15 protein-coding genes and 1 tRNA gene are annotated in these 24132 nt (G+C 71.9%); 5 read left to right on the top strand and 11 right to left on the bottom strand.

The annotated features are described in order from the left end of the window. Positions 1-180: 180 nt before the first annotated feature. The 4 genes from OEB96_RS28025 to OEB96_RS28040 form a co-directional block, all read right to left on the bottom strand. Positions 181-4410, bottom strand: a complete 4230-nt coding sequence (locus OEB96_RS28025; RefSeq protein ID WP_266219831.1) for a HEAT repeat domain-containing protein — start codon at positions 4408-4410, stop codon at positions 181-183. Positions 4411-4480: 70 nt separating this feature from the next. Next, on the bottom strand, positions 4481-5887 hold the full coding sequence (locus OEB96_RS28030) for an FG-GAP-like repeat-containing protein (protein WP_266219832.1): 1407 nt from the start codon (positions 5885-5887) through the stop codon (positions 4481-4483). Positions 5888-6062: 175 nt separating this feature from the next. Next, entirely contained in the window at positions 6063-6899 is an 837-nt protein-coding gene (locus OEB96_RS28035; RefSeq protein ID WP_266219833.1) for an HvfC/BufC N-terminal domain-containing protein, read from the bottom strand. Beyond that, on the bottom strand, positions 6896-7777 hold the full coding sequence (locus tag OEB96_RS28040; RefSeq protein WP_266219834.1) for a DUF692 domain-containing protein: 882 nt from the start codon (positions 7775-7777) through the stop codon (positions 6896-6898). The genes OEB96_RS28035 and OEB96_RS28040 overlap by 4 nt, the downstream gene beginning before the upstream one ends. Positions 7778-7954: 177 nt before the next feature. Between OEB96_RS28040 and OEB96_RS28045 the strand changes: the two genes are divergently transcribed. Further along, positions 7955-8341 carry a hypothetical protein gene (locus OEB96_RS28045; RefSeq protein WP_266219835.1) on the top strand — a complete coding sequence of 129 codons (387 nt, stop codon included), beginning with the start codon at positions 7955-7957 and terminating at the stop codon, positions 8339-8341. Between the two features lie 51 nt (positions 8342-8392). On the opposite strand, the gene OEB96_RS28050 is transcribed toward OEB96_RS28045, so the two are convergent. Then, on the bottom strand, positions 8393-10357 hold the full coding sequence (locus tag OEB96_RS28050) for a c-type cytochrome (protein WP_266219836.1): 1965 nt from the start codon (positions 10355-10357) through the stop codon (positions 8393-8395). Positions 10358-10506: 149 nt separating this feature from the next. Here OEB96_RS28050 and OEB96_RS28055 point away from each other — a divergent pair. Beyond that, a tRNA-Arg gene (locus OEB96_RS28055) sits at positions 10507-10583 on the top strand. An 87-nt stretch (positions 10584-10670) separates the two neighbouring features. Here the strand turns inward: OEB96_RS28055 and OEB96_RS28060 are convergent. Both OEB96_RS28060 and OEB96_RS28065 read right to left on the bottom strand, forming a co-directional pair. Further along, on the bottom strand, positions 10671-11873 hold the full coding sequence (locus tag OEB96_RS28060; protein ID WP_266219837.1) for a DUF1501 domain-containing protein: 1203 nt from the start codon (positions 11871-11873) through the stop codon (positions 10671-10673). 44 nt (positions 11874-11917) lie between these two features. Continuing rightward, positions 11918-13564: a DUF1549 domain-containing protein gene (locus OEB96_RS28065; RefSeq protein WP_266219838.1), complete on the bottom strand. Its 1647-nt coding sequence runs from the start codon at positions 13562-13564 to the stop codon at positions 11918-11920. A gap of 92 nt (positions 13565-13656) precedes the next feature. On the opposite strand from OEB96_RS28065, the gene OEB96_RS28070 reads away from it, so the two are divergent. Then, positions 13657-14775 carry a hypothetical protein gene (locus OEB96_RS28070; RefSeq protein WP_266219839.1) on the top strand — a complete coding sequence of 373 codons (1119 nt, stop codon included), beginning with the start codon at positions 13657-13659 and terminating at the stop codon, positions 14773-14775. Between the two features lie 148 nt (positions 14776-14923). Beyond that, positions 14924-16336, top strand: a complete 1413-nt coding sequence (locus OEB96_RS28075; RefSeq protein WP_266219840.1) for a hypothetical protein — start codon at positions 14924-14926, stop codon at positions 16334-16336. Here OEB96_RS28075 and OEB96_RS28080 read toward each other — a convergent pair. Together OEB96_RS28080 and OEB96_RS28085 are read right to left on the bottom strand one after the other, a co-directional pair. After that, positions 16285-17172 (bottom strand): SDR family oxidoreductase, encoded by an 888-nt coding sequence (locus tag OEB96_RS28080; RefSeq protein ID WP_266219841.1) that lies wholly within the window; start codon positions 17170-17172, stop codon positions 16285-16287. The genes OEB96_RS28075 and OEB96_RS28080 overlap by 52 nt on opposite strands. 54 nt (positions 17173-17226) lie before the next feature. Further along, entirely contained in the window at positions 17227-17826 is a 600-nt protein-coding gene (locus tag OEB96_RS28085) for a Uma2 family endonuclease (protein WP_266219842.1), read from the bottom strand. Positions 17827-17996: 170 nt separating this feature from the next. Here OEB96_RS28085 and OEB96_RS28090 point away from each other — a divergent pair, with 170 nt between their 5' ends. Then, complete coding sequence (locus OEB96_RS28090) at positions 17997-20114, top strand: vWA domain-containing protein (protein WP_266219843.1); 2118 nt, start codon at positions 17997-17999, stop codon at positions 20112-20114. 33 nt (positions 20115-20147) lie between these two features. Here OEB96_RS28090 and OEB96_RS28095 read toward each other — a convergent pair whose 3' ends face one another. Together OEB96_RS28095 and OEB96_RS28100 are read right to left on the bottom strand one after the other, a co-directional pair. Beyond that, positions 20148-21737, bottom strand: a complete 1590-nt coding sequence (locus OEB96_RS28095) for a mucoidy inhibitor MuiA family protein (protein WP_266219844.1) — start codon at positions 21735-21737, stop codon at positions 20148-20150. Positions 21738-21743: 6 nt separating this feature from the next. Next, on the bottom strand, positions 21744-24035 hold the full coding sequence (locus OEB96_RS28100) for a DUF4139 domain-containing protein (protein ID WP_266219845.1): 2292 nt from the start codon (positions 24033-24035) through the stop codon (positions 21744-21746). Positions 24036-24132 lie beyond the last annotated feature (97 nt).

Genomic DNA, 24132 nt, shown 5'->3' on the forward strand with positions numbered 1-24132 from the left:
CCGCCGGGGATCATAGACCCTCCCGCCAGGGCTCGTCGTGCAAGCTTTGGAGGCTCGGTCACGGTCGCGGCGGGTGTACGACGTTCGGGGTCGTGGGCGTGCGCGGGGGCTCGCAGCGACAGATGGGGGCCATCGCAGACGAACACCGTACGGCCGCCTCGTCGGCGGTCGGTCGCGCGCTCACGGGTCGATGTGCTCGAGCTCGTCGATCAGCGCCACGTAGGCGGGCCGGCGATCGGGGCGAGCCCGGCGAGCCGCTCGACGCAGGTCCGGCAGGGCCTCGTGGCCCCACGCCCGGAGCGCCTCGTGAGCGCCCTGGCGCACGCGAAGGTCGCCATGGGTGAGGCGCTCGAGCAGCGCGGGGAGCGATGGCGCATGTCGGCCGTGGCCGAGGCTCTTCATCAGCTGCAGCACCACGTCGCGACGGGTCTCCATCGCCAGCATCTCCGCCGTCGCCTGCAGCGTGACCTCGCGCGACGCCACCCGCCGCAGGGCCCGGAGCGCGGCGCTGCGCACCGGAGGGCGCCGGTCGGTGACCAGGTCTCGTAGCGGCGCCATCCCTCGCTCGCCGTGCTCGACCAGCGCGTGGACGGCTCGCACCGCGAGACCCTTGGCCACGTCGGAGCGCCGTGCGAGCGCGAGCAGCTCGTCGGGCTCGGCCCCCTCGATGGGATCGAGCGGGTCGACGGCATCGTCGGTCGGTGGCTCCGGCTCGCGCGGCAGCAGGTGCTGGATCTGGTCGGAGTAGCGCTCGGACGCGACCCGCACCAGGGCGCGCTGCGCCGAGGTGTCGCTTTGGCGCAGCAGCGCGAGCAAGCGGGCGTCACCGCGATCGAGCGCTTCCCAGACCAGGGGAAGCAGCAGCTCCTCGGAGGCGCTGCGGAGCAGCTCGTCGGTCGCGCCGTCGCCGTCGACCCAGCGCTCGGTGAAGCCGCGCACGAACGCTCGTTGCTGCCATGGCGAGAGCGACGACCACAGCACCTGGGCTCGGGGCCACGCGCGCGGGTCCTGCGGCCATGCGGTCAGCAGCTCGGCCAGGCGCGGGTAGTGGCGGGGGCTCGGACCGACGTCGCCGGCCAGGAACGCCTCGAGCACCTTGGGCCACGACTCCTGGGCCTGCGGCCACTCCAGCAGGCGATCCGCGGCGCGCGAGCGCTCCTGCGGGTCACCCTCGTGGAGGGTGCGCTCGAGGGCCTCGAGGTCGGCCCGAGTGCTGGGCACGTACCGCGGCTTGGCGGGGGCAGTCGCGGGATCGATCGCCGGAAGATCGAGCGGACGCTCCGCCAGCCGCTGGTCCAACCACCGCTGCCGAGCGTCGGGATCGTCGGCGTGCCAGCGCTCGGCTTGCTCGCGCAGCGTGGTGAGCTCGGCCGGCTCGTCCGCCCGAGCGGTGGGGATCTGCAGGGCTTGCACGAGCAGCGCCGTGGTCTCGCGCGCGTGGTCGGGGCCGAGGCGGCACTCCTCGAGGCAGCGCTCGAGATCGGTCCGGGTTCGCACCGCACCGAGGCGACCGAGCAACCGATGGCGCCGCAGGCCACCGACCCGGGGCGAAGGCGGCAGGCTGCGCAAGAGCATCGACGCCCGCATGCGCAGCTCGCCACCGACTGCGGTCCCGGCCACGCAGCGCTCGAGCCAGCCCGCCACGGCGCCTGGATCGACGGTGTCGCGCGCGTCTTCGGTCCGCTCGAGCAGCGCCTCGACGTGCTCGGCGTGCCGCGGCAAGGCGGCGTCGAGCACCAGCTCGAGCACGCGCGAGTCGGGGGCCAGATCGGGGGACGCATCGGGAGCCCGCAACCGCAACCAGGCGATCCACTCGGACAGCCCCTGGCGCACCGTCTCGAGCACCTGCGGCTCGAGTTCGGGCGTGCGCTGCTCCACCAGCGCGAGCGCAGCCTGCGGCGAGAAGCCCTCGATCCGCAGGCTGCGACCGGGATCCAGGCGCTCGGGTGGGCTCCGCAGCTTGGCCTGGTGCAGCAGCGCGGCCAGGCGCTCGGGGCTGGCGTCCGACAGCTTCACGCGGCCCTCGAGGCAGGCGTCCAGCACCCGCGCATGCGAGGCCCGCGACGATCTCGCCAGGCGCAGCGCGGCCGCGAGCGGCACGTGGCCATCGAGCGCATCGAGCACGAGGCCCACGCGGCGTGCCTCGGTCTCCCCCTCGAGCGCATCGACCAGGACCGCGACCAGCGAGGGCCCGGCCGCCACGCGGAGCGCGGCCAGCAGCGCGGTACGAAATCCGGGATTGTCGTGGTGGGCGAGCCACTCGACCAGCGCCGGGATGGCCCGGGCGCTGGCGATGCGCTCGAGCGCCGAGGCGGCCTCCTTCTTGACCGCCATCTCGGGTCGCCGCAGCGCCGCGAGCACCAGGGGCTCGGCCCAGCGCGCCTGCAGGGCCCCGGCCGCGGCGAGGGCCTGGGTCACGATCCGCGGGTCCTCGTGCTCGACCAGGCGACACAGCGACAGCTCGAGCCCACGCGCGCCCTCCCCCGCCGACAGGATCGCCTCGATGGCGGCACGCTGGACCTCGCGGTCGCCATGGCGCCACAAGCCTTCCACTCGGCGCAGGACGGCGGCGCCTGGGCTGTGGCGCCCCATGATCTCGAGCAACGCAACGCAGAGCGCCGGGCTCGGGCGTTCGCGCAGCCACTCCACCACCACCCGCAGCACCAGGTCGCGGCCGGTCTCGGGGCCCGGCTCGAGGAATCGCCGCACGCTGCGTCCGTCGGCGACCAGGTGTAGCCCGTAGCGAAACAACCGCTGCTCCAGCTCGGGCAGCTGCACCCGCTTGATCGTGAAGTCGCCGGCCAGGGCCTTGCGCACGCAGCGACGGACCCGCTCGCGAAACAGCTCCACGATCTCGGGGAGGTGATCGAGATCGCCGGACTCGCACAGGATCGAGAGTCGACGCGCAGGGTCGATCGCATGCCAGGGCTCGTCGGGCCAGGGAGCTCGTGCGAGGATCCGCGCCACCCGAGGATCTCGGGAGCCCAGCCGCGCCGCATCGAGCAGCCCCGAGTCGTGCGGGCCGAGCGTGGCCGCCAGCTCGTGCAGCAGCGTGGTGCGATCCGGCGCCAACGCCCACAGCACGCCGAGCGCCAGAGTCCGTTGGGTCCGACCGAGCCGCGGATCCTCGACCCGCGCACGCAGCCGCTCCACCGTCCTTGGGCCACCCTTGGCCCTCAGCACCGGGATCACGACCTCGGGCAGCGCATCGAGCCACCGTAAGAGCGCCTCCTCGCCGTCGTACTCGGGGCTCTGGCCCGCGGCCTCGACCAGCGCCTGGGCCACCGCCGGATGCTGCACGCGCTCGAGCTGGGTGCGCAGCACCATCGGGGCCCGGGTGCCCACGCTCGCGGTCAGGATCGATGCGCGTCGGATCCAGCGCGGATCATCGGGCGGCAGCGCGGCCAATCGCTCCACCAGCGCGTCTCGAACGAGATGGGTCACCCGCACGAGCTCGTCCCCCGTCCACTCGGGATCGGCATCGAACCGCGCCAGCAGGGCCGGCAGGTGGGGCTCGCGGACGAACGCCCCGTGTCGATGGGCGTGCAGCACCATGCGACGCAGGGCGGGGCCAAAGTGCAGGGGGTCGTGCTCGGCGAGGGCCAGCCCGAGCTCGAGGTCCTCCTCCTCCGCCAGCGGCCCCAACGCCTCGAGCGCCTCGGGACACGGAGGCAGGTCGTCGGCCAGGAGCCGGGTCAGCAGCCAATCGCGGCGGCCCAGCATGGCCGCGCCCGCGATCGCTGCGTTCGCGACCGCGGGCGCATCGTCGGCCAGGGCCCGCTGCAGCACCTTGGCGCGTGCGCGCTGCCAGGCCGCGGTGGGGCTCGTCAGCCACCCCTGGGCCAGGGCCTCCAGCGTGCGGGTGCGCAGGGCGGGCTCGTCGTCCTCCGCGAGCGGCAGCAGAAGCGCGAGCGCATCACCCGGGGTGGCTCCGAGCTGGCGCACGGTCTCGATCATCCAGTCCAGCCCGCGGGCGCGCAGGCGTGGGTCCTCGGCCTCCACCAACCGGCGCAGCAGCGGGAGCGGATCGAGCAAGGGGTCGCTCGACCACCCCTCGACCATCCGCAGCAGCTCGGCGTCGGAGAGGCCCTCGAGCGCGCCCGGGCCACCCGCTGCGACTCGGATCCTCTGCCACATCACCCGCAGCCGGGGCGGAAGCTCGTCCACGTCGCGCGGGAGCACGGGGCCATGGGGCACCAGTGCCTCGGCCACTCGAGCCAGGGCCAGGCACACCTCCGGTGCCAGTGCGCTCACCGATGGGGGCAACGCCTGGGCCAGGGCTTGGAGCGCTCGGGGGTCCGACCGCGAGGGCAACGCGTCGAGCAGAGCCTCGAGGCGAGCGAGGGCCAAGGGGGCCGGCCACGCGGACGACCCCTCGAGCACCGACGACGAAGGCGGGCGGTCGCTCATCGGGGTCGACGGTAGCACCGTCGAGCCCCTGCCCTGGGCTCCGCCCGTCCCGACCTCGGCCTCGCCCGGGTCAGCGCCCCACGCCGTGGATCGCCCGCAGGGTCGGACCGTCGTCGAGCACCAGCACGTCGTCCACGCCATCCCCATCGATGTCGCCGACCTCGAGATCGACGATCGCCGGCAGCGGCAGGTACGAGCGACAGCGCGGGCCCTCGGCGTCCATGAGGTACAGGTCGAGCCGACCGTCGTCGTTGGCCACCAGCACGTCGTAGACGCCGTTGCCATCGAGATCGGTGGTCGCGAGCGCGCGCGGGATGCCGGGAGCTCCGAACGGCGGGGTGCCGCTGAGCGGCTCGTCGATGCGCACGAGTTCGATCGCGGCGTAGTCGACGAGCAGCCCTGGCTGGGGCTCGATCACGAGGTGCGAGACCGCCATCAAACGAGGCTCGCCACCGCCGGTGTCGAGTGCGGGGGCCAGGTCGACGGGCGACCCCGCGAGGGTGTGGCCCTGCACGGTGACCACGTCTGCGCTCACGTCCCACAGCTCGACGGCCCCGTCCTCCCGCGCCAGCGCGGCCAGGGACGTGCCGTCTCCCATGGGGAACCGAGCCAGCGTTGCTGGCGGTGAGAAGAGCAGCGGAACGGGGCCGATCGGCTGCAGCTGCGCCGTCCAGCGCACGAGCTGGCCGTCGGTCGCCACGACCACCTCGGCCGGGGTGTGCAGCCACGCGGCGGCCCGGGCCGGCGCGGCCTGGAGCTCGGTCGACTCCACCAGCCACGCGCCATCACCGGGGTCGTGGAGCCGAGACAGGTGGTGGTCCCCTCCCCTCGGCCCGGTGGTCATCGCCACCAGGGTGGAGGCATCGAGGGCCAGCAGCTCGCGCGCCGTGTCGTCGGGCAGCGTCGCCCCCACGGGCGCACCAACCCCCGTCTCGAAGCTCACCGGGTGCAGCTGCGGGCCGACGCCGATCACCCACGGGCTGCCCCCGGCCACCGCCACCTGCTGGTACGCACCATCGAGCGCGAGCTCGTCGATCCACAGCGCCAGGTCGTCGCGACAGGCCGGAGGCTCCTGGAGCTCGGGGTTGGGATCGGGCTCGCACCACCCACCCACGCAGATCTCACCGTCGCCGCACTCGGAGTCGTCCCAGCAGTCCAGTGGAGGCGAGCAGCGCCACTGCTGCGGGTCCTCCGGGCTGCTGCCGCAGCAGCCCACGTCCTCCTGACACACGCCAGCCGAGCACCAGCCGCACCAGCCCCCGCAATCCGAGTCGTCCACGCACTCGACCGGAGGTCCGTCGTCCGAGCCCGAGTCGGCGGGCGGAGTGGTCGAGGTGCCCGGAAAGGTCTCCGTGCCCGTGTCCCCTTCCGTATCCCCGTCGTCATCGGAATCGAGGGAGATCGAGTTGCTCGTGCATCCCCCCAGCATCGATAGCGATAGTGCCAGCGCCCAGGTGGTCGTTCGATCGATCGTCATGAAGCTCGAGTCCAGGTCCAAGAAGGGCCCACGATTCCTCGATCGCGCGGGCGCGCTTGCCTCTAGCAACCCTCGTACCACTCGGCGTTTCAACGACTTGCCCCGCTGCACCACGACTCGACCGTGACAGCGACGTCAGGGTCGGGGCATGGAGGTCGCGACGTCCCGAGGGCGGTCAGGCCTCCAGCGCATGGAACAGCCCGTCGTCGATCCACGTGCCGAGCCACCTCACCAGCGTCGCGGGATCGAGCGAGGGGTCGAGCTCGACCGCCGCATCGCACATGGCCTCGAACGTCCGTCCGGCCGCGAGCGCGCGCAGGGCCGCGGCCTGGGCGGGCACCAGGGCGCGATGGAAGACCTCGAGCCGGGTGCGCCACACCAGCACGTGGAACGGGCCGTCCTCGGGAACGGGGGGGATCGGATCGGGCGACGGCGCGTCGTCGCGCCAGGCCGCGAAGGCCAGGGGGTAGCTGCGGCGGGTGGTCAGCACCTCCACGTGGTCGGCCAGGCGCAGCCGCAGCCCCGGCCAGCGCTCGGCCTCCACGGCCTGCAGCGCCGAGCGCTCGACCGGCCCTCGAGCGGAATCGGGTCGATCGATCGCGGTCACGATCGCCCGCTCGACCCGCGCGAGCTCGCCGAGTCCCGGGTGGCGGGCCTCGAGCGGATGCCCGGCGAGGAAGTCCGGCAGCGCCTCGCCAAACCGCCGCACGTCGGGGCTGTGCGAGGGTCGCTGCCACACGAAGTCGGTGGCGAGATCGTGGAAGCGCACCGGCCCGATGATCCACGCGAGCACCCGGTACTGCTCGCGCAGCACGTCGGCAAGCCGGTAGAAGTACGACTCGGCGTAGATCGTCATGCGGCGCGGGCCGGGCAGGCGGGCGTCGCCGGTCACCATGCGGCCGAACGCCTCGCGGGTGGCGTCGTCGGTCCGCGCCAGGAAGTCGTCCACGCCCGTCGGCCAGCTGATCGCGCGCCAGAACAGCGCCTGCTCGTCCCGCAAGCGCTGGCTCATGCCTCACCTCCCACCAGGGCGGCGGCGAGGTCGCGCGCGCGCTCGGCCTGCGCGCGCAGGACCTCCCACGGGGGCACCTCTTGATCCCACTCGACGATCGACGCCACCTCTCCAAAACGGGCCACCGCCGCCTCGTACAGCGACCACACCTCGTCGGGCACCGGACCCACGTGATCGTCGAATTTGTAGGCGCCGCGATCGGTGTGTCCCGCCAGGTGGAACTGCCACACGCGATCGCCATCGACCCCGGCGAGGTAGTCGAGGGCGTCGAAGCCGTGGTTCTTCGCATTGACCACGATGTTGTTGATGTCGAGCAGCACCAGGCAGTCGGCGCGCCGGGCCACCTCCATCAGGAACTCCCACTCGGGCATGGTGCCGCCACCGATCGCCGCATAGCTCGACACGTTCTCGAGCAGGATCCGACGACCGAGCGCGTCCTGGGCCCGTCCCACGTTGTCGACGGCGACCGCGATCGCGTCCTCGCGGTAGGGCAGCGGCAGCAGATCGTGGGCATAGTGCCCCCCGACGCTGCCCCAGCACAGGTGATCGGAGACGATCGCGGGCTCGATCCAGTCGACCACCGTTCGCAGCGCTCGCAGATACTCCTCCGGCGGCGGATCGACCGAGCCCACGCCCAGCGAGACCCCGTGCAGCGCCACCGGAACCTGGGCGCGAACCCGCTCGAGCACCGCGCGTGGCCGCCCGCCGGGCACGGTGCCGCCCGGTCCGAAGAAGTTCTCCGTGACCACCTCCACCAGCTCCACGCCGAGGTCCCCCGCGAGGCTCCCATCGGAGCCATCCGCTCCGGGGGCGAGGATGCGGTCGTAGTGGGTCAGGCGCAGGCCCACCCCATGGCCTAGCGAAGGGCGCACGGACATCGCGGGGGCAAGCATGCACCGTCCGCGACGGGGCGTGATCGGCTCGGGCGTAACACGCGGTGATCCGTTGCGTTTCGCGGACGGGCCGCCATGGCCATGCCGTTGGTGCGACCATGGCCTTGGCCCGATCCCGACCCGCCCCGCCCCATCCAGGACCAAGGACCAAGGACCGTCCCCATGAAGAAGAACCTCGCCAGCACCTTTGCGATCTCGGCCGCCGCCCTGTTCTTGGCCGGCTGCGGCAAGGAAAAGACCCCCGCGAACCCGCCCGATGGCGCTCAGGGGGGATCGCCCACGGCCGAGGCAACCCCGGCCGATCCCAACAAGAAGCAGCGCTGCTACGGGGTCAACGAGTGCGCTGGGCTCACCGCGTGCGACGTGAAGGGCAAGTGGGAGTGCGGCGGCAACAACGACTGCTGCGGCAAGGGCTGGCTCCACATCACCAGGGCCGAGTGTGATGCCCTCGGTGGATCGGACGACGAGGCGACGCTGGCCAACCCGCCGATCGACTGCTCGGGTAAGGGTCCGGCCGCCGAGGGCGGTGAGGCGGCCGCCGAGGAGTAGTCCCTCGGGCGAGCGTCTCCCCTGCCCTCGTGACGGCGCGGCGACGGGGCTTCACAGCGACTCGAGGTAGGCGACCACGTCGCCGACCTCGTCGTCCGAGGGCGTCGGTGCGCCGGCTCGCGTGCGCGCCAGCATGTCGTGCACGGCCTCGGTCAGGTCGGCCGCGCGCCCGTCGTGCATGTACGGCGGATGCAGGGCCACCCCGTGGAGCCCCGGGACCTGCACGGCGAAGCCCACGCCCAGATCGAAGCCATGGTTGCTGGCCATGGCCACCCCCGCGTGGCAGGCGTTGCAGCCCCATGCGGTGAACCGCGCCTCGCCGCGCACGACCGCTTCGTCCTCCCGCGTGCGCAGGGGGGCGGGCGGGGTCATCGCGAACATCCACGACTGCAGCGCCTTCACATGGTCCTCCGACAGCGGACGTCCGCCCATGCGCCCTTGGTGGACCTCGTGGACCAGCGCGCCCATGTCGGCGAGGTCGCCCTGCCAGTGGAAGGGCTCGGTGCCCGCCAGACCGATGGCGAGCGCCGGGGTGTGGCGCGGCCCCAGCCCCTCGAACCTCCACACGTGCCCATCGTCACCGCCTTCGGCGTGGCACGACGCGCAGGCAATGCCCCCGCCGGCGTCGATGTGGAACAGGTCGTGTCCGGTGTCGCGCCGCGGGGGTCCGGGGAGCTCGATGATGGTGGGACGGCTGCCGTGCGGGGACCCGATGACCACGCGCGCGGGCTCGCGGCTCTGGGCCACCACGCGGCCGGTCCAGTCGAACGCCACCGCCACGAACTGGCCCCCTCCCATGTCGACCGAGGTGGGCAAGATGCAGCCGGTCTCGTTCGTGTCCTCGAAGTCGCCGAGGTTGAGCACGACCACGCCACCCTGCTCCGAGCCGTCGAGGGCCATGTGAACGCCAGCCACCGCCATCGCGGCCAGGCGCGAGCTCGACACCGCGACATCGACCGGCAGCACCGTCTTGAGCATCGCCGCCGAGTGCTTGGTGTCGAGGGTCCCGTTGCCGAGGGTGAGCATCGGGTGCACGACCGCGTCGCAGGTAAACGACGCCGAGCCGCCGTAGCCGCTGCCGCCACCCCCGTCGTCCTCGCCGACGCCATCGGTCACACCGCCAAACCCGCCGGACTCCCCAAAGCCCCCTTCGGACGGATCGCCCTGGGACTCGCCCGCGCTGGTCGTCCCATCCGGCATGTCGTCGCCCTCGGAGGGGGGAGGCGCCACGGGAATCGTGCGCGTGGTCGAGATCTGGTGGAGCATCAGCCAGTCGCCGCGCGGGGCCGGGATCGTGCGCCACGCCGTGTTGGGTCGCAGCTCCTCGCGCGAGCCGTCGGGCTCGATCGACCCGCGCTCGAGCACCGGCAGGCCCACGCGCTCCACCACCGAGCCATCGTCGCCGAGCTGCAGCAGATCGGCGGTGCGAAAGCGCGACACGAACAGACCGTCGGGGGTGAAGAACACGTCGCGAAGATCCGGGGCCACCATCACGCGCCGGAGGGCCGCCCCGCCCTCGGCGGGCAGCGTGACCAGCTCGCCGCCGGCGCACGCCACGTGGAGCACGTCGGGCTCGGGCTCGTGCACGATGCCACGCGGGTTGGGGCACACCGCGCGGCTGCCCAGGATCGAGCCCGAGGCCGGGTCGAGATCCACCACCGCTCCGGCCCCGCGCGCGACCACGTGCACGAGGCCTCGAGCATCCGCCGTCAGTCGCCCCGGCTGGGAGCCATGCGGCAGCTCGATGGTGTGGCGCACCGAGGCGTCGACCACGTCGACCACGTGCACGAGGTCGCGGTCGGGGTCGGCCGCCACCGCTGCGGTATCCTCCTCGATCATCAAGAGCGTGCCGCCGAGGATCGGCGGGGGGGAGACCGCCGATCGGATCACCTCGCCTGCGGCGGGCACCTCGGCCTCGGCCTCGGCAGCCGGGACCGGCTCGCCCTCCGCCACACACCCCGCGGTCGCGAGCACCGTCGCGGACACGGGAATCCATCGCCATCGATTCGATCGCATCGTCGTCCTCCGGGCCGGCGGGCGGTCGTTCGCGCCCGGGCTTCGGCGGTCTCACACCCCTCGGGCGCGGAGGTTTCCTGGCGGAGCGAAAGCCGCCAGGGGCCCGATGGCTTGCAAATGACGGCGATCCAGCCCAAGATGCGCCCGCCGCATGCGTAGCTCAGCAGGATAGAGCGACGGTTTCCTAAACCGTAGGTCGCAGGTTCGAATCCTGCCGCGTGCACCAGCTCGAACCCCGTTCTTGAAGGGCCGGGGTCGATCGAGGGACGACCGGGGGCAAGCCGGGCGCAAGTCCCCGTGCGAGACCAGGCCCTCACCCCAACAGCTGCCGGATCGCCACCCCGTCGCTCAGCTTCACCGGCCGCGCCGCGGGGGTGACCAGCTCGAGCTCCGGATCGATCCCCAACGCCCGCAACACCGTCGCATGCACGTCCGCGATCGTCCGCGGATCCTTCACCTCACGCCCGCCTTCGGGATCGGTCTCGCCCACCACCTGCCCTCCGCGCAGCCCCCCGCCGGCCAGCGCGAACGAGAACCCATGCGGCCAGTGGTCGCGCCCGTCGAGGCGATTGAGCCGCGGCGTCCGCCCGAATTCCCCCCCGCACATCACCACCGTCTGCGAAAGCAGCTCGCGCTCGCGCAGGTCGGCCACCAGCGCCGCAAAGGCCGGATCGAGCGTGCGCACCAGCTCGCGCGTGTTGGTGTGGTTGTCCACGTGCGTATCCCAGCCGCGCAGCGAGACCTCCACGCAGCGCACGCCCACCTCCACCAGGCGTCGCGCCGCCAGGCAGCCGCGGCCGAACTCCGTGTCCCCGTAGCGCTCGAGCACCGCGCTGGGCTCCTCGCCCACGTCGAACGCCCGAAGCTGGGCCGAGCCCATCATCGTGCGAGCGCCTTCCACCGTCTGCCGATGCCGGGTCTGCGCGTACTGGTGCTCGCGTCCCTCGGCGAACTGGTGCTCCACGACCTCGAGGTCGGAGAAGCGCCGCTCGCTGCGATCGACCGAGACATGCGGCTCCACGTCGGGCAGCCGCCCCCCGGGATCCTCGACCTTGAACGCATCGAGCGACGCTCCCAAGAACCCGCCGCGCGCCGGCCAGCGACCGGGGAGGATCGACACGTGCGGCGGGATCTCGACCCCGTCGGCCCCGAGCTGATCGCACACGATGGCCCCCACCGAGGGATGCACCACCGTGGGATCGAGGCGATGACCGTTCTTGACGTAGTACGTGGCGCGCTCGTGATCCCCTTCCTTGCTGACCAGCGATCGCACCAGCGAGACATCCGCCATCTGCTCGGCCAAGCGCTGAAACCCCGCCGCGAGCCGGATCTCGGGCACCGCGGTCGCGATCGCCTCGGTCCCCGCCGCGATCGGCCGCCCCGGGTGCGGATCGAAGGTCTCGAGCTGACTGGGGCCGCCGTCGAGCCACAAGAGGATCACCGCCCTCCGATCTCCATCCGCCGCGCCGCCTCCGAGCGCACGTGCCACCTGCCACAGCCCTCCACCGAAGACCATCGCGCCGGCTCCCGCTCCCGAAAGCGTCAGCCACCGTCGCCGACTCAGTGGTTCCATGCCGCCTCCGTGCTGTTGTGCAGCGTCCAGTAGAGATCCGTCAGCGCCTCTCGTCGCGCCTTGCCGCGCAGCCCCGAGAGCCGCCGGCCGAAGTGCTCGGCCTCGACCGGCGAGGGCCGCCGGGTCAGCACCGCGAGGTAGGCCACCTCGATCGCCCGGGCGTCATCATCGGTCAGCATGGCGATCCGCGTGGCTGCGTTGCCCACCAGATCGTCTCGGGTACGCCGATGCACCAGGTCGCCGTTGAGCATCAACAGCCGCTGCGGGATCGTCCCCGCATCGGGCTCGAGCTCGTCCTCGCCGGCGTCGCCATAGCGCCGCACGAACTCCCGCTCCTGCACGAAGCGCGCGAGCTTGATGACCACGTGCGACTCGTGATCCACGGTGGACAGCGAGGCCGACTGCAAGAGCGCCCCGACCATCTGCTCGGGCCGCAGCCGGGTGAGCGGAAACTCGGCCCAGGTCGACAGCCGGGCCTCGAGCCTGGGCTCGTCGTCCTCGGCGCTCGGCGCTCGACTCTCCCGCCCGAACGCCTCGGTGGCCGCAATCACCCGGCAGAGCCGCCGCAGATCGAAGCCATGCGCCACGAAGTCATCGGCCAGCCGATCCAACGCGGCCGGCACCTCGCCGTCGACCGGCAGGTCGTCGACGGGCTCGACCAGCGGACGGCCGAGCATCAGGTTCCACATGCGGTTGACGATCGCCCGCGAGAACGCGCGGTTGCTCGGGTGGGTCACCCACGCCGCCAGCCGCTGACGGTCGCCCCCCTGCGGTGGCAGCAGCTCCGGCCATAGCGGCACCGAAGGCTCGATGGGCACCGGCTCGTCGACCCCGGGCGCATCGTAGTGGTACGGCCCGCGGATCTCCGCCACGCCCTCGATGGTGGCCTTCGAGCGCCCGAAGAACGCCGCAATTCCCTGGAAGTCGGCCTGGGTCCAGCGCGGATCGAACGGGTGATCGTGACACTGCGCGCAATCGAGACGCACCCCCAGGAAGGCACGGCTGACCCGACCGGCCAGGACCTCCTCTTGCGGCACGCTGGCCCCCGGCTTGATCGCGGCGGTCACGAAGTTGGTCTGCGGGTTCTGGGTCCACAAGCCCTGGTCCGCGATCATCTGGGTCGCGATCCGATCCCAGGGGCGGTTGTGCGCCAGCTGGTCCGAGAGCCAGGCCACGAAGCGACGACGGCGATACACGATGAGCGAGCCCTGCTCCACGCCCACCAGCGACCGCGCCAGTCGCTCGGCCAGGTAGTCGGCATGGCGGCGATCCGCCAGCACGTGGTCGACCCACCAGGCGAGGGCCCGCTCGGGAGGCTGAGCCTCCAGAGCGCGGATCTCTTCGAGCGAGGGAATGGTCCCCGTCAGCGCCAGCGACAGACGCCGCGCGAGGGTCAGCCCATCGGCCCGCGGCACGGGCTCCACGCCCGCCGCGGCTTGCAGGGCCCTCAGATCGTCGTCGACCCCGGACGCCACGGCCTCGATCTCGGCCTGCTCGCTCGTCGGCCGAGGCACCGCCGCCAGCGGAGCCGCCCGTAGCCCCGGGATCGGCCCGAATGCCCACAGGAGGCTGGCAAGGCCGCAAAGGCCCAGCCCGACGAAGAGCACATCCTTGACCCAGGGCTTGGTCGTCATGCCGAGCGTCCCGCCCGGTGAGTATCCAGCCCGATCCCCTCGCTGTCGACCGAGCGCGTCTCGGCCCGTGAGAGTGCTACGTTCGACCCGCGGTGGGCTCGACCAAGGGTAGTGGCGCGGTGGCGAACGTGCTCGCGTGGAGCCAGCGGGCGGCGAGCACCTTCTTTGGGCTGGCCACCCTGCTGGTCGCGCTGTCGGTGCTGGCCACCCTGCCCGTGCTCCAGCTGCTGTGCCTGGGGTACCTCCTGGTGGCCGGCGCGCGCGTGGCTGCAAGCGGTCGCTTGCGCGGCTGCCTGCCTGGCCTCCCCCTGTTCGAGCGCGTGGGCGCGATCGTGGTCGGGCTGTGGCTGCTGCTATGGATCCCCCGCCTGCTCGCCTCGCTGGCCCGTGACGCCCGTCTCATCGATCCCGGTGGCCGTGCCGGTCCCACGCTCGACACCATCGCCGCGCTCCTGGTCCTGCTGCTGGTGCTCCATGCCATCGCCGCGACCGCGCGCGGCGGACGGCTGAGCTTGCTGCTGCTTCCCCGGCCGATCCTCGAGGCCCGCGCGCTGCGAGCCCTGCTGACGCGCGAGGGCTATCGCACCGCTCGCGATGCCGTGTGGGACGCCCTCGCCTCGCTCGAGCCGTGGGCTCTGGTCAAGACCGGAGCGCTGGGATTCCTGGCCGCGGCGCTCTGGTTGCTCGTCCCCACCACCCTGCTCGCGCTCGGCTCTCGCGCCCCGGTGCTCGCGGTGCTGGGTGCAGGGCTGATGGCCGTGGTGGTGTTCTACCTGCCGCTGCTCCAGCTCCACGTGGCCGAGCAGGGCCGGCTCGCGGCGCTGATGGACGTGGAGACCGTGGCCCGCGCCCACGCGAGGGCACCGCTGGCGAGCGCGGTGGCCGTGGTGATCACCGTGGTCTTCGCCTTCCCCCTCTACTTGCTGAAGATCGAGCTGATCCCACGCGAGGCGATGTGGCTGCCAGGGGTCGCGTTCATGGCCTTGATGCTCCCGGCTCGGCTCGTGTGCGGCCTCGCGCTCCACCGTGGTCTCGCCCGGAGCACCCCCCGACACTTCGCGCTGCGAGCCGTGGCGTGGCTGATCGTCGTCCCCGTGGCGGGCGCCTACGCCGTGGTGCTCTACTTCACCCAATATCTCTCGTGGTACGGCACGTGGAGCCTCTACGAGCAGCATGCGTTCCTGCTGCCCGTGCCCTTCCTGGGGCTCTGACGGCGCTCGACGACCTCGTCCCAGGCGCCGTCGTTCCGACGACGAAGTGGCAATCGAATCGGCCCGTCCTGCACGTGGGTGGCCCGTGATCGCCAGGACATCCTGCCCGCGCGCCCGTGGCATGGCCGTTGCACCACGCGCCCACCCGATGGACGAAGCCCAACCCGCCCCTGCGGCCCTGCCCTCCGACCCGTGGCAGGCGCTCTTCCACCGCTGGTTCATCCAGTACAACCCGCTCTATCTGATCAGCGCCGCCCTGGTGCTCGTGGGCGTGATCCTGCTGTCCCATGAACTCGGCAGCGCGAGTCCATCGACGCAGCTCGGCATCACGGCCATCGCCGAGGTCTACGCCTGGGCGCTCATCGGCAGCGCGGCGCTGCTGGTACGCATCCACCTGCGACGCCCCGCCGTGATGCTGGCGCTGCTGGCCGCGCTCTATCAGTGCGATCCGACCCTCCACACCGCAACCTGTGCCCACCTGGGCCTGGCCGGCATCGTGGGCAGCGCGGTGTGGCTGGCGAGCTTCGTCGCCAAGCTCCGGGCGCTGGTCTGGGCGATGCAGCTGCGTGCGTCGAGCTCGGCGATCGCAGTGGCGAGCCTGGGAGCCTCGATCCTCGCAGCGTTCCCCTTGGCGGCACGGGCCCTCGACGGCCCGACCGCCTCGTCGCTGCTGGGCGCCTGCCTGTTCGCCCTGGCCGCAGCCGGCCTGTGGACCTCGCGCCAGGTCCGGGGCCGACCTCGCGACGACGCGTGGGCCACCACCGTCACCCGGCGCTCGCTCCGGGCCACCTGGGCCGGATGGGCGTTGATGATGCTCGTCCACGTGGGCTTTTGGCTCACGCAGATCCCCACGCTCCACGCGACCGCCCTGGTCCCGGCCGCGTGCTTGCTGTGGACCCGCTTTGCGAGGCGCGAGACGACCACCTGGATCGTCGTGGGCATCACGCTGCTCTACGTTGGCCTGAAATCCCCGTCCCTGCTGTCCCTGACCGCCCTGATGGCCACGGCGACCCTGTGCCTACGAGCCCTACGGCAGCCCCACGTTCCCCCGGTGCCCCCGCCCCCCATCCCGCTCGCGGTCGACGACGACGTCTATCGGCGAGAGGCCACCGAGCCCGCACCGCCCACCCCGCTCGCATCCACCCGCCCGCTGCCCGACACCTTCGTACTCGCGCCCCCCCGGGTCCGACGCCGGCTGCTGACCGGTGCCCTCGGCACGCTCTACCTCTCCGTCTGGTGCCACGGCTGGGCCGGCGGACCCTGGCCGGGGCACGTGTGGTGGCTCGATCTCTTGCTCCTCGGTACGTGCCTCGCCCTGGCGGGGTGGAACCACTGGCGCCTGCCCTTGATCCTGCCCTCGCTCGGCCTGGGCCACTGGGTCGTCTCGCTGCGGCTGGTCCCCACGCCCCAGTCGGCGATTTCCTGGGGCGTGCTGTGCGTTGGGCTGGGCTTTGGCCTGCTGCTGTGCATGCTCGTGGTCAGCGTGCGCTGGCGCCACCGACAGGTGGCTCAGGGCTCGCTGCCACCCGAGCCGTGCGTGGCCGGGCCTCCCGTTCCCTGACCGAAGCTGGCCACCACCGAGCCCTCCCCCGCGATCCGAATCGGCGTGCCTCCGGGCACGCACGCATACTGGTCGAAGCCTTCCACCCCGACCCGCCGCAGGATCTCCTCGTCGAGCAGCGCCTGTCCGGTCAGCGAGGGGGGCTCGTGTCCCACGATCGCCAGGGTCGCGTCCGCGAGGATGTCGGCCTTGCGCCACTGCGCGGGCCCACCCAGGCCAAAGCCGATCGAGGCCTGGGACTCGATCATCGTGGCGGGCCACAGCGCATTGGCGGCCACCCCGTGCTTGGCCACCTCGGCCCCGAGCCCCATGGCCAGCAGGGTCATCCCGAATTTGGAGATCGAGTAGGCCACCTTGCCCGGCACCATGCGCAGGTCCACGGGCGGCGACATCATCACGATGTGGCCCCACCGCTGCGCGATCATGTGCGGCAGGCAGGCCTGGGCGGCCAGGAACGAGGCTCGCGCGTTGACCTCCATCACCAGGTCGAAGCGCTTGGCCGGGGTGTCGAGCACGTCCTTCCACCACAGCGCCCCCGCGTTGTTGACGAGCACGTCCACGCGACCGAGTTGCTCCACCGTGCGCGCGACCATGGCCTCGATGTCCTCGGCTCGGCGCACATCGGTGGGCACCGCGATCGCCCGGCGTCCGAGCGCCTCGATCTCGCGCTTGGTGTCCAGGATGGTCCCGGGCAATCGCGGATCGGGCTCCACTGTCTTGGCCGCCACGCAGACGTCGCAGCCGGCCCGAGCCAGTGCGAGCGCAACGGCCTTGCCGATGCCTCGACTGCTTCCGGTGATGATGGCGACACGACCGGTGAGCTCGGGAAGCTTCATGCACCGAAGGCTACGACCATCGGGACCTCGCCGACAGCGACGGGGCCCAGCGCGCTAGGCGTCGCTGTCGGTGACCTCGCCCACGAAGAACGACAGCCCGTGCGCGACCTCGAGCCACAGCGCATCGAGGTCGATCCGCAGGCCCTCGCAGCCCGGCACGTCATGCGTGCCCTCGGTCGCACCGAGGACCTCGAGGAAGCAGCGATCGGGACGCAGGGAGAGGATCTCGAAGGTGCGCGCCACGGGATCGACGAGCCAGTACTGCCCGACGCCAATCGCAGCGTAGTCGGCCTTCTTCTCGATGCGATCGCGCCGCTGATCGCGAGGCGTGGAGGTGATCACCTCCACCACGATGTCGGGGGGCATGGCGGTGGGTCCAGGCCGGCGGGGGCCGAAGAACGCCAGCACGTCGGGCTTGCGACCGCGCCCCGGCGCAATGACGATCTTGGTCTCGGAACCCAGCACGAACCCGCCGCGCGGGATGATCCACGCGCGCAGCACCGCAATGAGCCACGACACCACGATCTCGTGCTCCCAGCTGGCCACTTCTTCCTCCTCGAGGTGTCCGTTCACGAGCTCGCCGTCGACGTCTTCGTCGAGGGCGAGCCAGGCGTTGATCGATAGCGCGATCGGAGTTGGAGCCGGGATCGGCACGAAGGCAGCGTAGCCGATCGAGACCGCGATGTTGATTGGTCCTCTGGGACTCAGTGCGCAAATAGCGCTAGTCCGGGCGCGCCATGACGACCGAAAAACTGCTTTTCGTACTATAAGTAAATCTATGGATAATGATATAAGTAACCAATCGGCCTGCGGAGGACTTGGCGATGCGACGAGGACAGCAGTGGATCCATGGGTGCCTGGTGCTGGCGATGGTCAGCGCCTGTGGCGACGACACCTCGACCCTTGGCGCCAGCGGTGGCTCGACGAGCACCGGGACCGGAGAACCGCAGACCCCTGCCCCGCTGTGTCTCGATGGCGGTCCGCTGATGGGCGGCATGGCGCAGTGGCTCGCGCCTCCGTTCGCGCCGCCCGGTGACATGGGCCAGGGAGGCGGTGACGACGACGGTGGGCTCGACGATGGCGGCATCTTCCTGTCCACCCCCGATGGTGGCGGCGTCAGCTTCGAGTGCGACATCTTCGCGCAGGACTGCCCGTCCGGGGAGAAGTGCGTGCCCTGGGCCAACGACGGAGGCACTCAGTGGAACGCCAACCGCTGCGTCCCCGTCGACGGCAACCCCGCGGGCGTGGGCCAGCCGTGCACCGTGGAGGGCGGGCCGACGAGCGGCATCGACGATTGCAGCGCAGCCTCGATCTGCTGGGACGTCGACCGGGCCAACGAGGGCACCTGCATCGCCCAGTGCATGGGCGACCCGTCCAACCCACAGTGTCACGATGACCAGTTCTGCTTCCAGGGCTACGACGGCGCGGTGGCCGTGTGCATGCCGTGGCGGCTGTGCATCGATGACGGAGTCTGCCAGTGCCTGTGCCCCGAGGAGTCCGACCCCGATTGCCAGCCCGAGCAGTGCGCCCCCCTCGAGGACGACCGGGCCCCCGACGAGCTGACATCCAAGCCCCCGGTCCACGCCGACGGCGACGAGCCCGTCTGCCCCGACAGCTACGACCCCGTCGTGCTCTACATGAGCAACGACGACAGCAACTCGCAGGCGTCGCCGATCCTCGCCCGTCGCACGATCCTCGAGGGCCGCGTGGTCGACCGCTCGCGGATCCGGATCCACGAGTTCCTCAACTACTTCGATCTCTCGGGTCCCTCGCAGAGCGAGGCTGCCGCCGAGGTGGGCATCGAGATGCGCCGCACCGACGCCGAGGACGGCGAGTTCACCCTGGTGCTGCGCGCCCAGGGCCGCCGCCTCGAGGCCGCCGAACGCCCGCCCATGAACCTGGTGTTCTCGCTCGACACCTCGGGCTCGATGGGCGGTGAGCCGATGGAGCTGCTCAAGGACTCCATGGTGGCGGTGGCGGGCGAGCTGCGTGCGGGCGACGTGGTCTCGGTGGTGACCTGGAACAGCCTGCAGACCATCGAGCTGTCGGGCTACCCGGTCACCGGCCCCGACGATCCGGAGCTGCTGGGCATCATCGAAGGGCTGCAGGCCGGCGGCTCCACCGATCTGCACGGCGGGCTGCTGTCCGCCTACACCCTGGCCTTCCAGCACCACATCGACGACGGGGTCAACCGCGTGATCCTGGTCAGCGACGGCGGGGCCAACACCGGCATCACCGACATCGATCTCATCGCCAGCCAAGCCAAGGACTGGGACGGCGAGGGCACGTACCTGGTGGGCGTGGGCGTGGGCTCGTCCAGCTACTACTCCGACCAGCTCATGGACGACGTGACCGACGCGGGCAAGGGCGCCTACGTGTTCATCGACGACTCACAGGAGGCACACAAGCAGTTCGGGGAGCGCTTCTTGTCCAACGTGATGGTCTCGGCCCGCAACGTCCGCATGCAGCTGACGCTGCCCTGGTACTTCGGCGTCAAGCGCTTCCACGGCGAGGAGATCAGCGGGAACCCGGCCGAGGTGGAGCCCCAGCACCTCGCCCCCAACGACGCGATGGTCTTCCACCAGATCGTCTCGGCGTGCAGCCCCAACCTCATCACCACGTGCGACTCGATCACGGCCCGCGTGGAGTACGTCGATCCGATCACCGGCACGGCCGGGGTCGACGAGCTCACCGTGCCGATGGAGACCCTCGTGGAGCAGGACGCCCCGCGGCTGTACAAGGCCGACGTGGTGGTGGGCTACGCCAAGGCGCTGGTGGTCATCGACGTCTTGGTGGACATGGGTGACCAGGCGCAGGCGGTGCTCGTGGCTCAGAACATGCACGCCTGGGCGCAGACGGCCGCCGACCACACGGGTGATGCCGAGGTCCAGGAGATCGCCACCCTCATGGGGCAGTACGCGCAGGTTCTGGCCGCGCCCTGATTCGCTTCGGTCACCCGAGGGAACGCGAGCGCGCTACACCCCGTGCACGTCGTCGTGCACGACCAGGTCCCACTCGAGGACGAGCTCCTGGCGGCCCAGGCCCAGCAGCCGCACGTCCCAGCGCACGAAGCCATCGGCATCGGGCTGAGCCTTGGGGTTGGCCGATTGCAGCTCCACCTTGACCTTCTCGAGCTCGCTGACCGCAATCCGCTCGCGCACCTGCAGCGAGCGCGGGCTGGCCTCGAGGTTGCTGAGCTTGATCCGCACGCGCCTGGGCTTGCGGGTCCACGACGACAGCGCCTTGCGCTCGTGGTCGAGTTCTTCGACCTCGCGGCTGACCCGCAGCGCGTTGTCGGGCCCCCAGCCCAGCTCGAAGCGCTCGCCCGGGGCCACGTAGAGGATGGAGGTGCGGCCGACCAGGCCGCTGCCGCGCACGAGATCCACGGGCCCGGCCAGTAGCGGATGGGTGGAGACGTTGGTCTGCTCCGAGCGCAGGAGCACGGCCGGGGCCAGCTCGGGGATGCAGCGCAGCTCCACGTCGGCGGGGCCTTGCACGTCGAACAGCGGCACCCGGTAGGGCCGCCCGTCGCTGGGAACGCGGCTGCGTCCGCGACCGCGCAGCACCTGGGCCTGTCCGCCGTCGTCGATGCCGGGCAGCTCGGGCGAGCTCTCGGTGCCCCCCTCCTCTCCACCCAGGCCCGCGGTGTGGATCTGCTGCTGGCGGGTCTGTGCCTCGATCGCGGGGCCCTTCTTGCGCACGGCCAGGAGATCGGTGTGCAGGTCGGGCGGACGCAGACCCAGCGAGGGGCGCTCGGTGGAGAAGTGGAGCTGCACGTCGTCCCAGTCCTCGCCGGTCGCCTGCCAAACGCAGCCCTCGCAGCGCAGCTCGGTGCGCGCCCCCTGCTCGTCCTCGTAGAGGCGCGCGCGGTGCCACGGACGCCACAGCGCCCCGGGCACCAGGTAGTCGACCCGCAGGCGGATCTCCTGCGGAGCATCGGTGGGGTTTTGGAGCTCGAGGTCGAGCGCGGCGGCGCTGCGGGCCGCGACGGTCTGCGAGGCTGCCTCGAGCTGGCGCAGGTCGGCGAGCTCGGTCGCCAGGCGCTCGTGCTCCGCGTCGAGCTCGCGGCGTCGACGGCCCAGCGCGGCCAGGCGTTGCTCCAGCGCATCCAGGGTGCCATGGGCGTGCGCGGGATCGGTGCGACCCCAGCCGGCGTCCTCGGACAGCTCGTCGAGGGTGCTGCGCACCATCGATTCCACCGCCTCTCGCTCGGACCCCACCGCCACCCGGCGACGCTCGAGCGCCTTGGCCTCGGCCTCGAGCAACCGCAGCTTCTGACGCAGCTCCTGCAGGGCCGCGGGGCGCTGGACCTCCTCGGTGACCTGCCAGCGCGTGGCCGTCACCCGGCGCACCTGCACTTGGCCCGGGCCGACCACCTCGGCCGCCAGCGACTTGTCCACCAGCACGGGGGCCACCCCTTCGATCCGCAGCCGCGAGCGCCCGGGCGCCGCGGTGATCGAGCCCTCGCGCCGCACCAGGGCGCGGTCCTCCTGGACGGTGACCTCCACGATCGGAACGGCCACGAGGGTGTGCTGCACGTCATCCTCGGTCGAGTTCGGGCTCATGGTCGCCTAGCCTTCCCGTCGGTTGCCGCCGACGAGTTCGTGGTCCTTGGGGATGCGGATCGCATACGAGGCCTTCAGCGCCCGCTCACCGCCGGCGGGAACCTCCACCTTCCACGCGCGCCCGCCCTGGAGCGGCGGCTCGTGCTGCAGGTGCTCGTCCCAGGCGGGCTCCACCGAGCGCTCCGTGACCTCGATGTCGCCCTCGCCCTCGCGGGTCACCGGCAGGCGCTCGCGAACCTCCACGGTGGCCGCCACGGTCAGCCGATTCTTGATGTCGATGCGAATGCGATGCTCGAGATCTCGATGGCGCTTGAGCAGACCGGAGGACTCCTCCTCGAACGTCACGTTGCGGGCGATCTTGAGCGCCTGCTCGACCCCCAGGCCCAGCTCCACCCGACCGCGCGGGGGGGTGACCGGCAGGTCCGAGGCCAATGCGAAGCGCCCGCCGAGGTACACGTCGACCGGTCCGGGGAGCAGCGGCGCGTCGAGGGGGTTGCGCAGCACCACCACGCGGAACACGTCCTGGGTCTCGCGCGGCACCGCGATGTACCGCGGCTTGGCCTCGAGGCTCGCGCCGAGCAGCGGCAGCCCGTGCAGCTCGCCGTCGCAGTCGAGATCGACGTGGGCCTGGCCCTGATAGGCGTAGTCGAAGCCGTCGGTGCCCTTGGCCCAGCGATGGCCACCCGGAGCCTCGCGACGCTCGAGCACCGCCGCCTGGCTGCGCGCGGCCTCGGCTCGCGAGAGTGCGGCGGTGATCTGCTCGGGAGGCAGGCGGCCGAGCCGCTGGTAGCGCTGGGCCTGGTCGGCCCGCTGGAGCTGACCACGTCGCGGGTCGTCGGGCGGGGGCAGCCACAGGCTGCCGTACTCGAGCTGGTCGCGGTCGGCCAGCAGCGTGCCGGGGCGCAGCAGCGCGTCGAATTCCTCGTCGTCCATGTCGAGCAGCTCGGGGGCAGCGCCGCCTCCACCGTCCAACAGGCCCCCCAGCGCACTGCCGATCATCCCGCCGAAGCTCGCGCTGCGAGGCACCGAGGCGGCGGCCGGGGGCATCATCTGCGGCGGTGCCATCGGCATGGGGGGGGCGCCCGGCGCAGGAGGAGCGTAGGCCAGCGACGTGCGCTTCTTGGATGATGCTTCGCGAGCGACGTAGGCGTCCGCGTGCATCATCTCTTCGCGCTCCACGGCGACCTCCCCTGCCGCGGCGTGGGCCTGCGCCTCGGCCTGCTGCATGGCCAGCGTTCGCAGCTGCTCGAGGTCGAGGCCGCCCGAGATGACCCCCGCTCGGGTCAGGGTGTTGCTCGAGGCGGGCGGCACGGGGCGCGCGGGCGTACGCGACGGCGTGGGTGCACGAGCGCGATCGAAGTCGGCGTAGAGCTGATCGGTGCCCGTGGGCGGCGGTCGCCAGCCGGCCTTGGGTGGAGGCGGCTGCGCGCGGCCGATCCGCAGCGAGCGGAGCTCGGGCAGCTCGGTCCATTGCTGGGGGTGGGCGGTGCTGAGGGTCAGCGCCACGTCGGTCCAGCGCTCGCCCGTCGCCTGCCCCACCAGCGCGCGCAGCTCGATCGTGCCGCGGGTCAGCGAAGGATCGAGGCGCAGCACATAGCTCGGGGCCCATCGGGCTCCGGGCACGAAGTAGCGCAGCTCGAGCCGTAATCGCTCCACCGGGTGCCCGGCCGCCCCGTCCTCGCTCGGCCACGACAGCCCCACCACCACCGCCTTGCGCGCCTCGAACGTGCGGGGGTTTCGGGCCTGCGATGCTCGGCGCTCGCGCTCCTGAAGGGTCTGCAGGTGTTCCTGGGCCTGCCGCGTGCGCTCGGCGGCCTCGGTGAGCCTGGGGCCGAGCTGCTCGAGCCGCTCGCGCCGCACGTCGAGCACGCGCAGCCGGGCCTCGGTGGGCGACGGCATGGGAGGCTTGCCTTCTTCGGACGCACCGCGGGCCCCGGGCACCAGCCCCGAGACGCACGCGCTCATCAGCTCGAGGTCGGCCTGGTGCTGCTGGGCCAGCGCCAGCGCCAGCGCGGCCGCCTTCAGCTCCTCGTTGGTGGGAGGGCGCAGCGATTGCTCGGGCTCGGGCACCGCCAGGGTCACCCGCACCTCGCCGGCCAGCGGGGCCTGCCCCGTGCCCTCGGCGTGGAGCTCGACCTGCAGCGACTCGTCGTCGAGCAACAGCGGCAGGCCCTCGAGGCGCACCGTGCTCGGCAAGCCTCCCTCGCCCCGCGTCAGGGTGGCGGTGCGGGTGACCTGCGCCCCACGACGAAACACGGTGACCGCGGTGACACGAGAGGACAGCGTGGGCGCATCCATGGCAGGAGCGCACGGTAGCAGAGCCCGACGCGGCCGGGGTGGAGTTCCACGCAGGGCCGAGGAGCCGCCCCGCAATGCGCGAAGGCACGCGTGGGTG

The organism is Paraliomyxa miuraensis (assembly GCF_026337845.1).
In the GTDB taxonomy this organism is placed as follows: Bacteria; Myxococcota_A; Polyangia; order Nannocystales; family Nannocystaceae; genus Paraliomyxa; species Paraliomyxa miuraensis.

Coding starts and splice junctions, on each gene's coding strand:
- OEB96_RS28025 (WP_266219831.1), bottom strand. CDS start 4,410: ATGAGCGACCGCCCGCCTTCGTCGTCGGTGCTCGAGGGGTCGTCCGCG.
- OEB96_RS28030 (WP_266219832.1), bottom strand. CDS start 5,887: ATGACGATCGATCGAACGACCACCTGGGCGCTGGCACTATCGCTATCG.
- OEB96_RS28035 (WP_266219833.1), bottom strand. CDS start 6,899: ATGAGCCAGCGCTTGCGGGACGAGCAGGCGCTGTTCTGGCGCGCGATC.
- OEB96_RS28040 (WP_266219834.1), bottom strand. CDS start 7,777: ATGTCCGTGCGCCCTTCGCTAGGCCATGGGGTGGGCCTGCGCCTGACC.
- OEB96_RS28045 (WP_266219835.1), top strand. CDS start 7,955: ATGAAGAAGAACCTCGCCAGCACCTTTGCGATCTCGGCCGCCGCCCTG.
- OEB96_RS28050 (WP_266219836.1), bottom strand. CDS start 10,357: ATGCGATCGAATCGATGGCGATGGATTCCCGTGTCCGCGACGGTGCTC.
- OEB96_RS28060 (WP_266219837.1), bottom strand. CDS start 11,873: ATGGTCTTCGGTGGAGGGCTGTGGCAGGTGGCACGTGCGCTCGGAGGC.
- OEB96_RS28065 (WP_266219838.1), bottom strand. CDS start 13,564: ATGACGACCAAGCCCTGGGTCAAGGATGTGCTCTTCGTCGGGCTGGGC.
- OEB96_RS28075 (WP_266219840.1), top strand. CDS start 14,924: ATGGACGAAGCCCAACCCGCCCCTGCGGCCCTGCCCTCCGACCCGTGG.
- OEB96_RS28080 (WP_266219841.1), bottom strand. CDS start 17,172: ATGAAGCTTCCCGAGCTCACCGGTCGTGTCGCCATCATCACCGGAAGC.
- OEB96_RS28090 (WP_266219843.1), top strand. CDS start 17,997: ATGCGACGAGGACAGCAGTGGATCCATGGGTGCCTGGTGCTGGCGATG.
- OEB96_RS28095 (WP_266219844.1), bottom strand. CDS start 21,737: ATGAGCCCGAACTCGACCGAGGATGACGTGCAGCACACCCTCGTGGCC.
- OEB96_RS28100 (WP_266219845.1), bottom strand. CDS start 24,035: ATGGATGCGCCCACGCTGTCCTCTCGTGTCACCGCGGTCACCGTGTTT.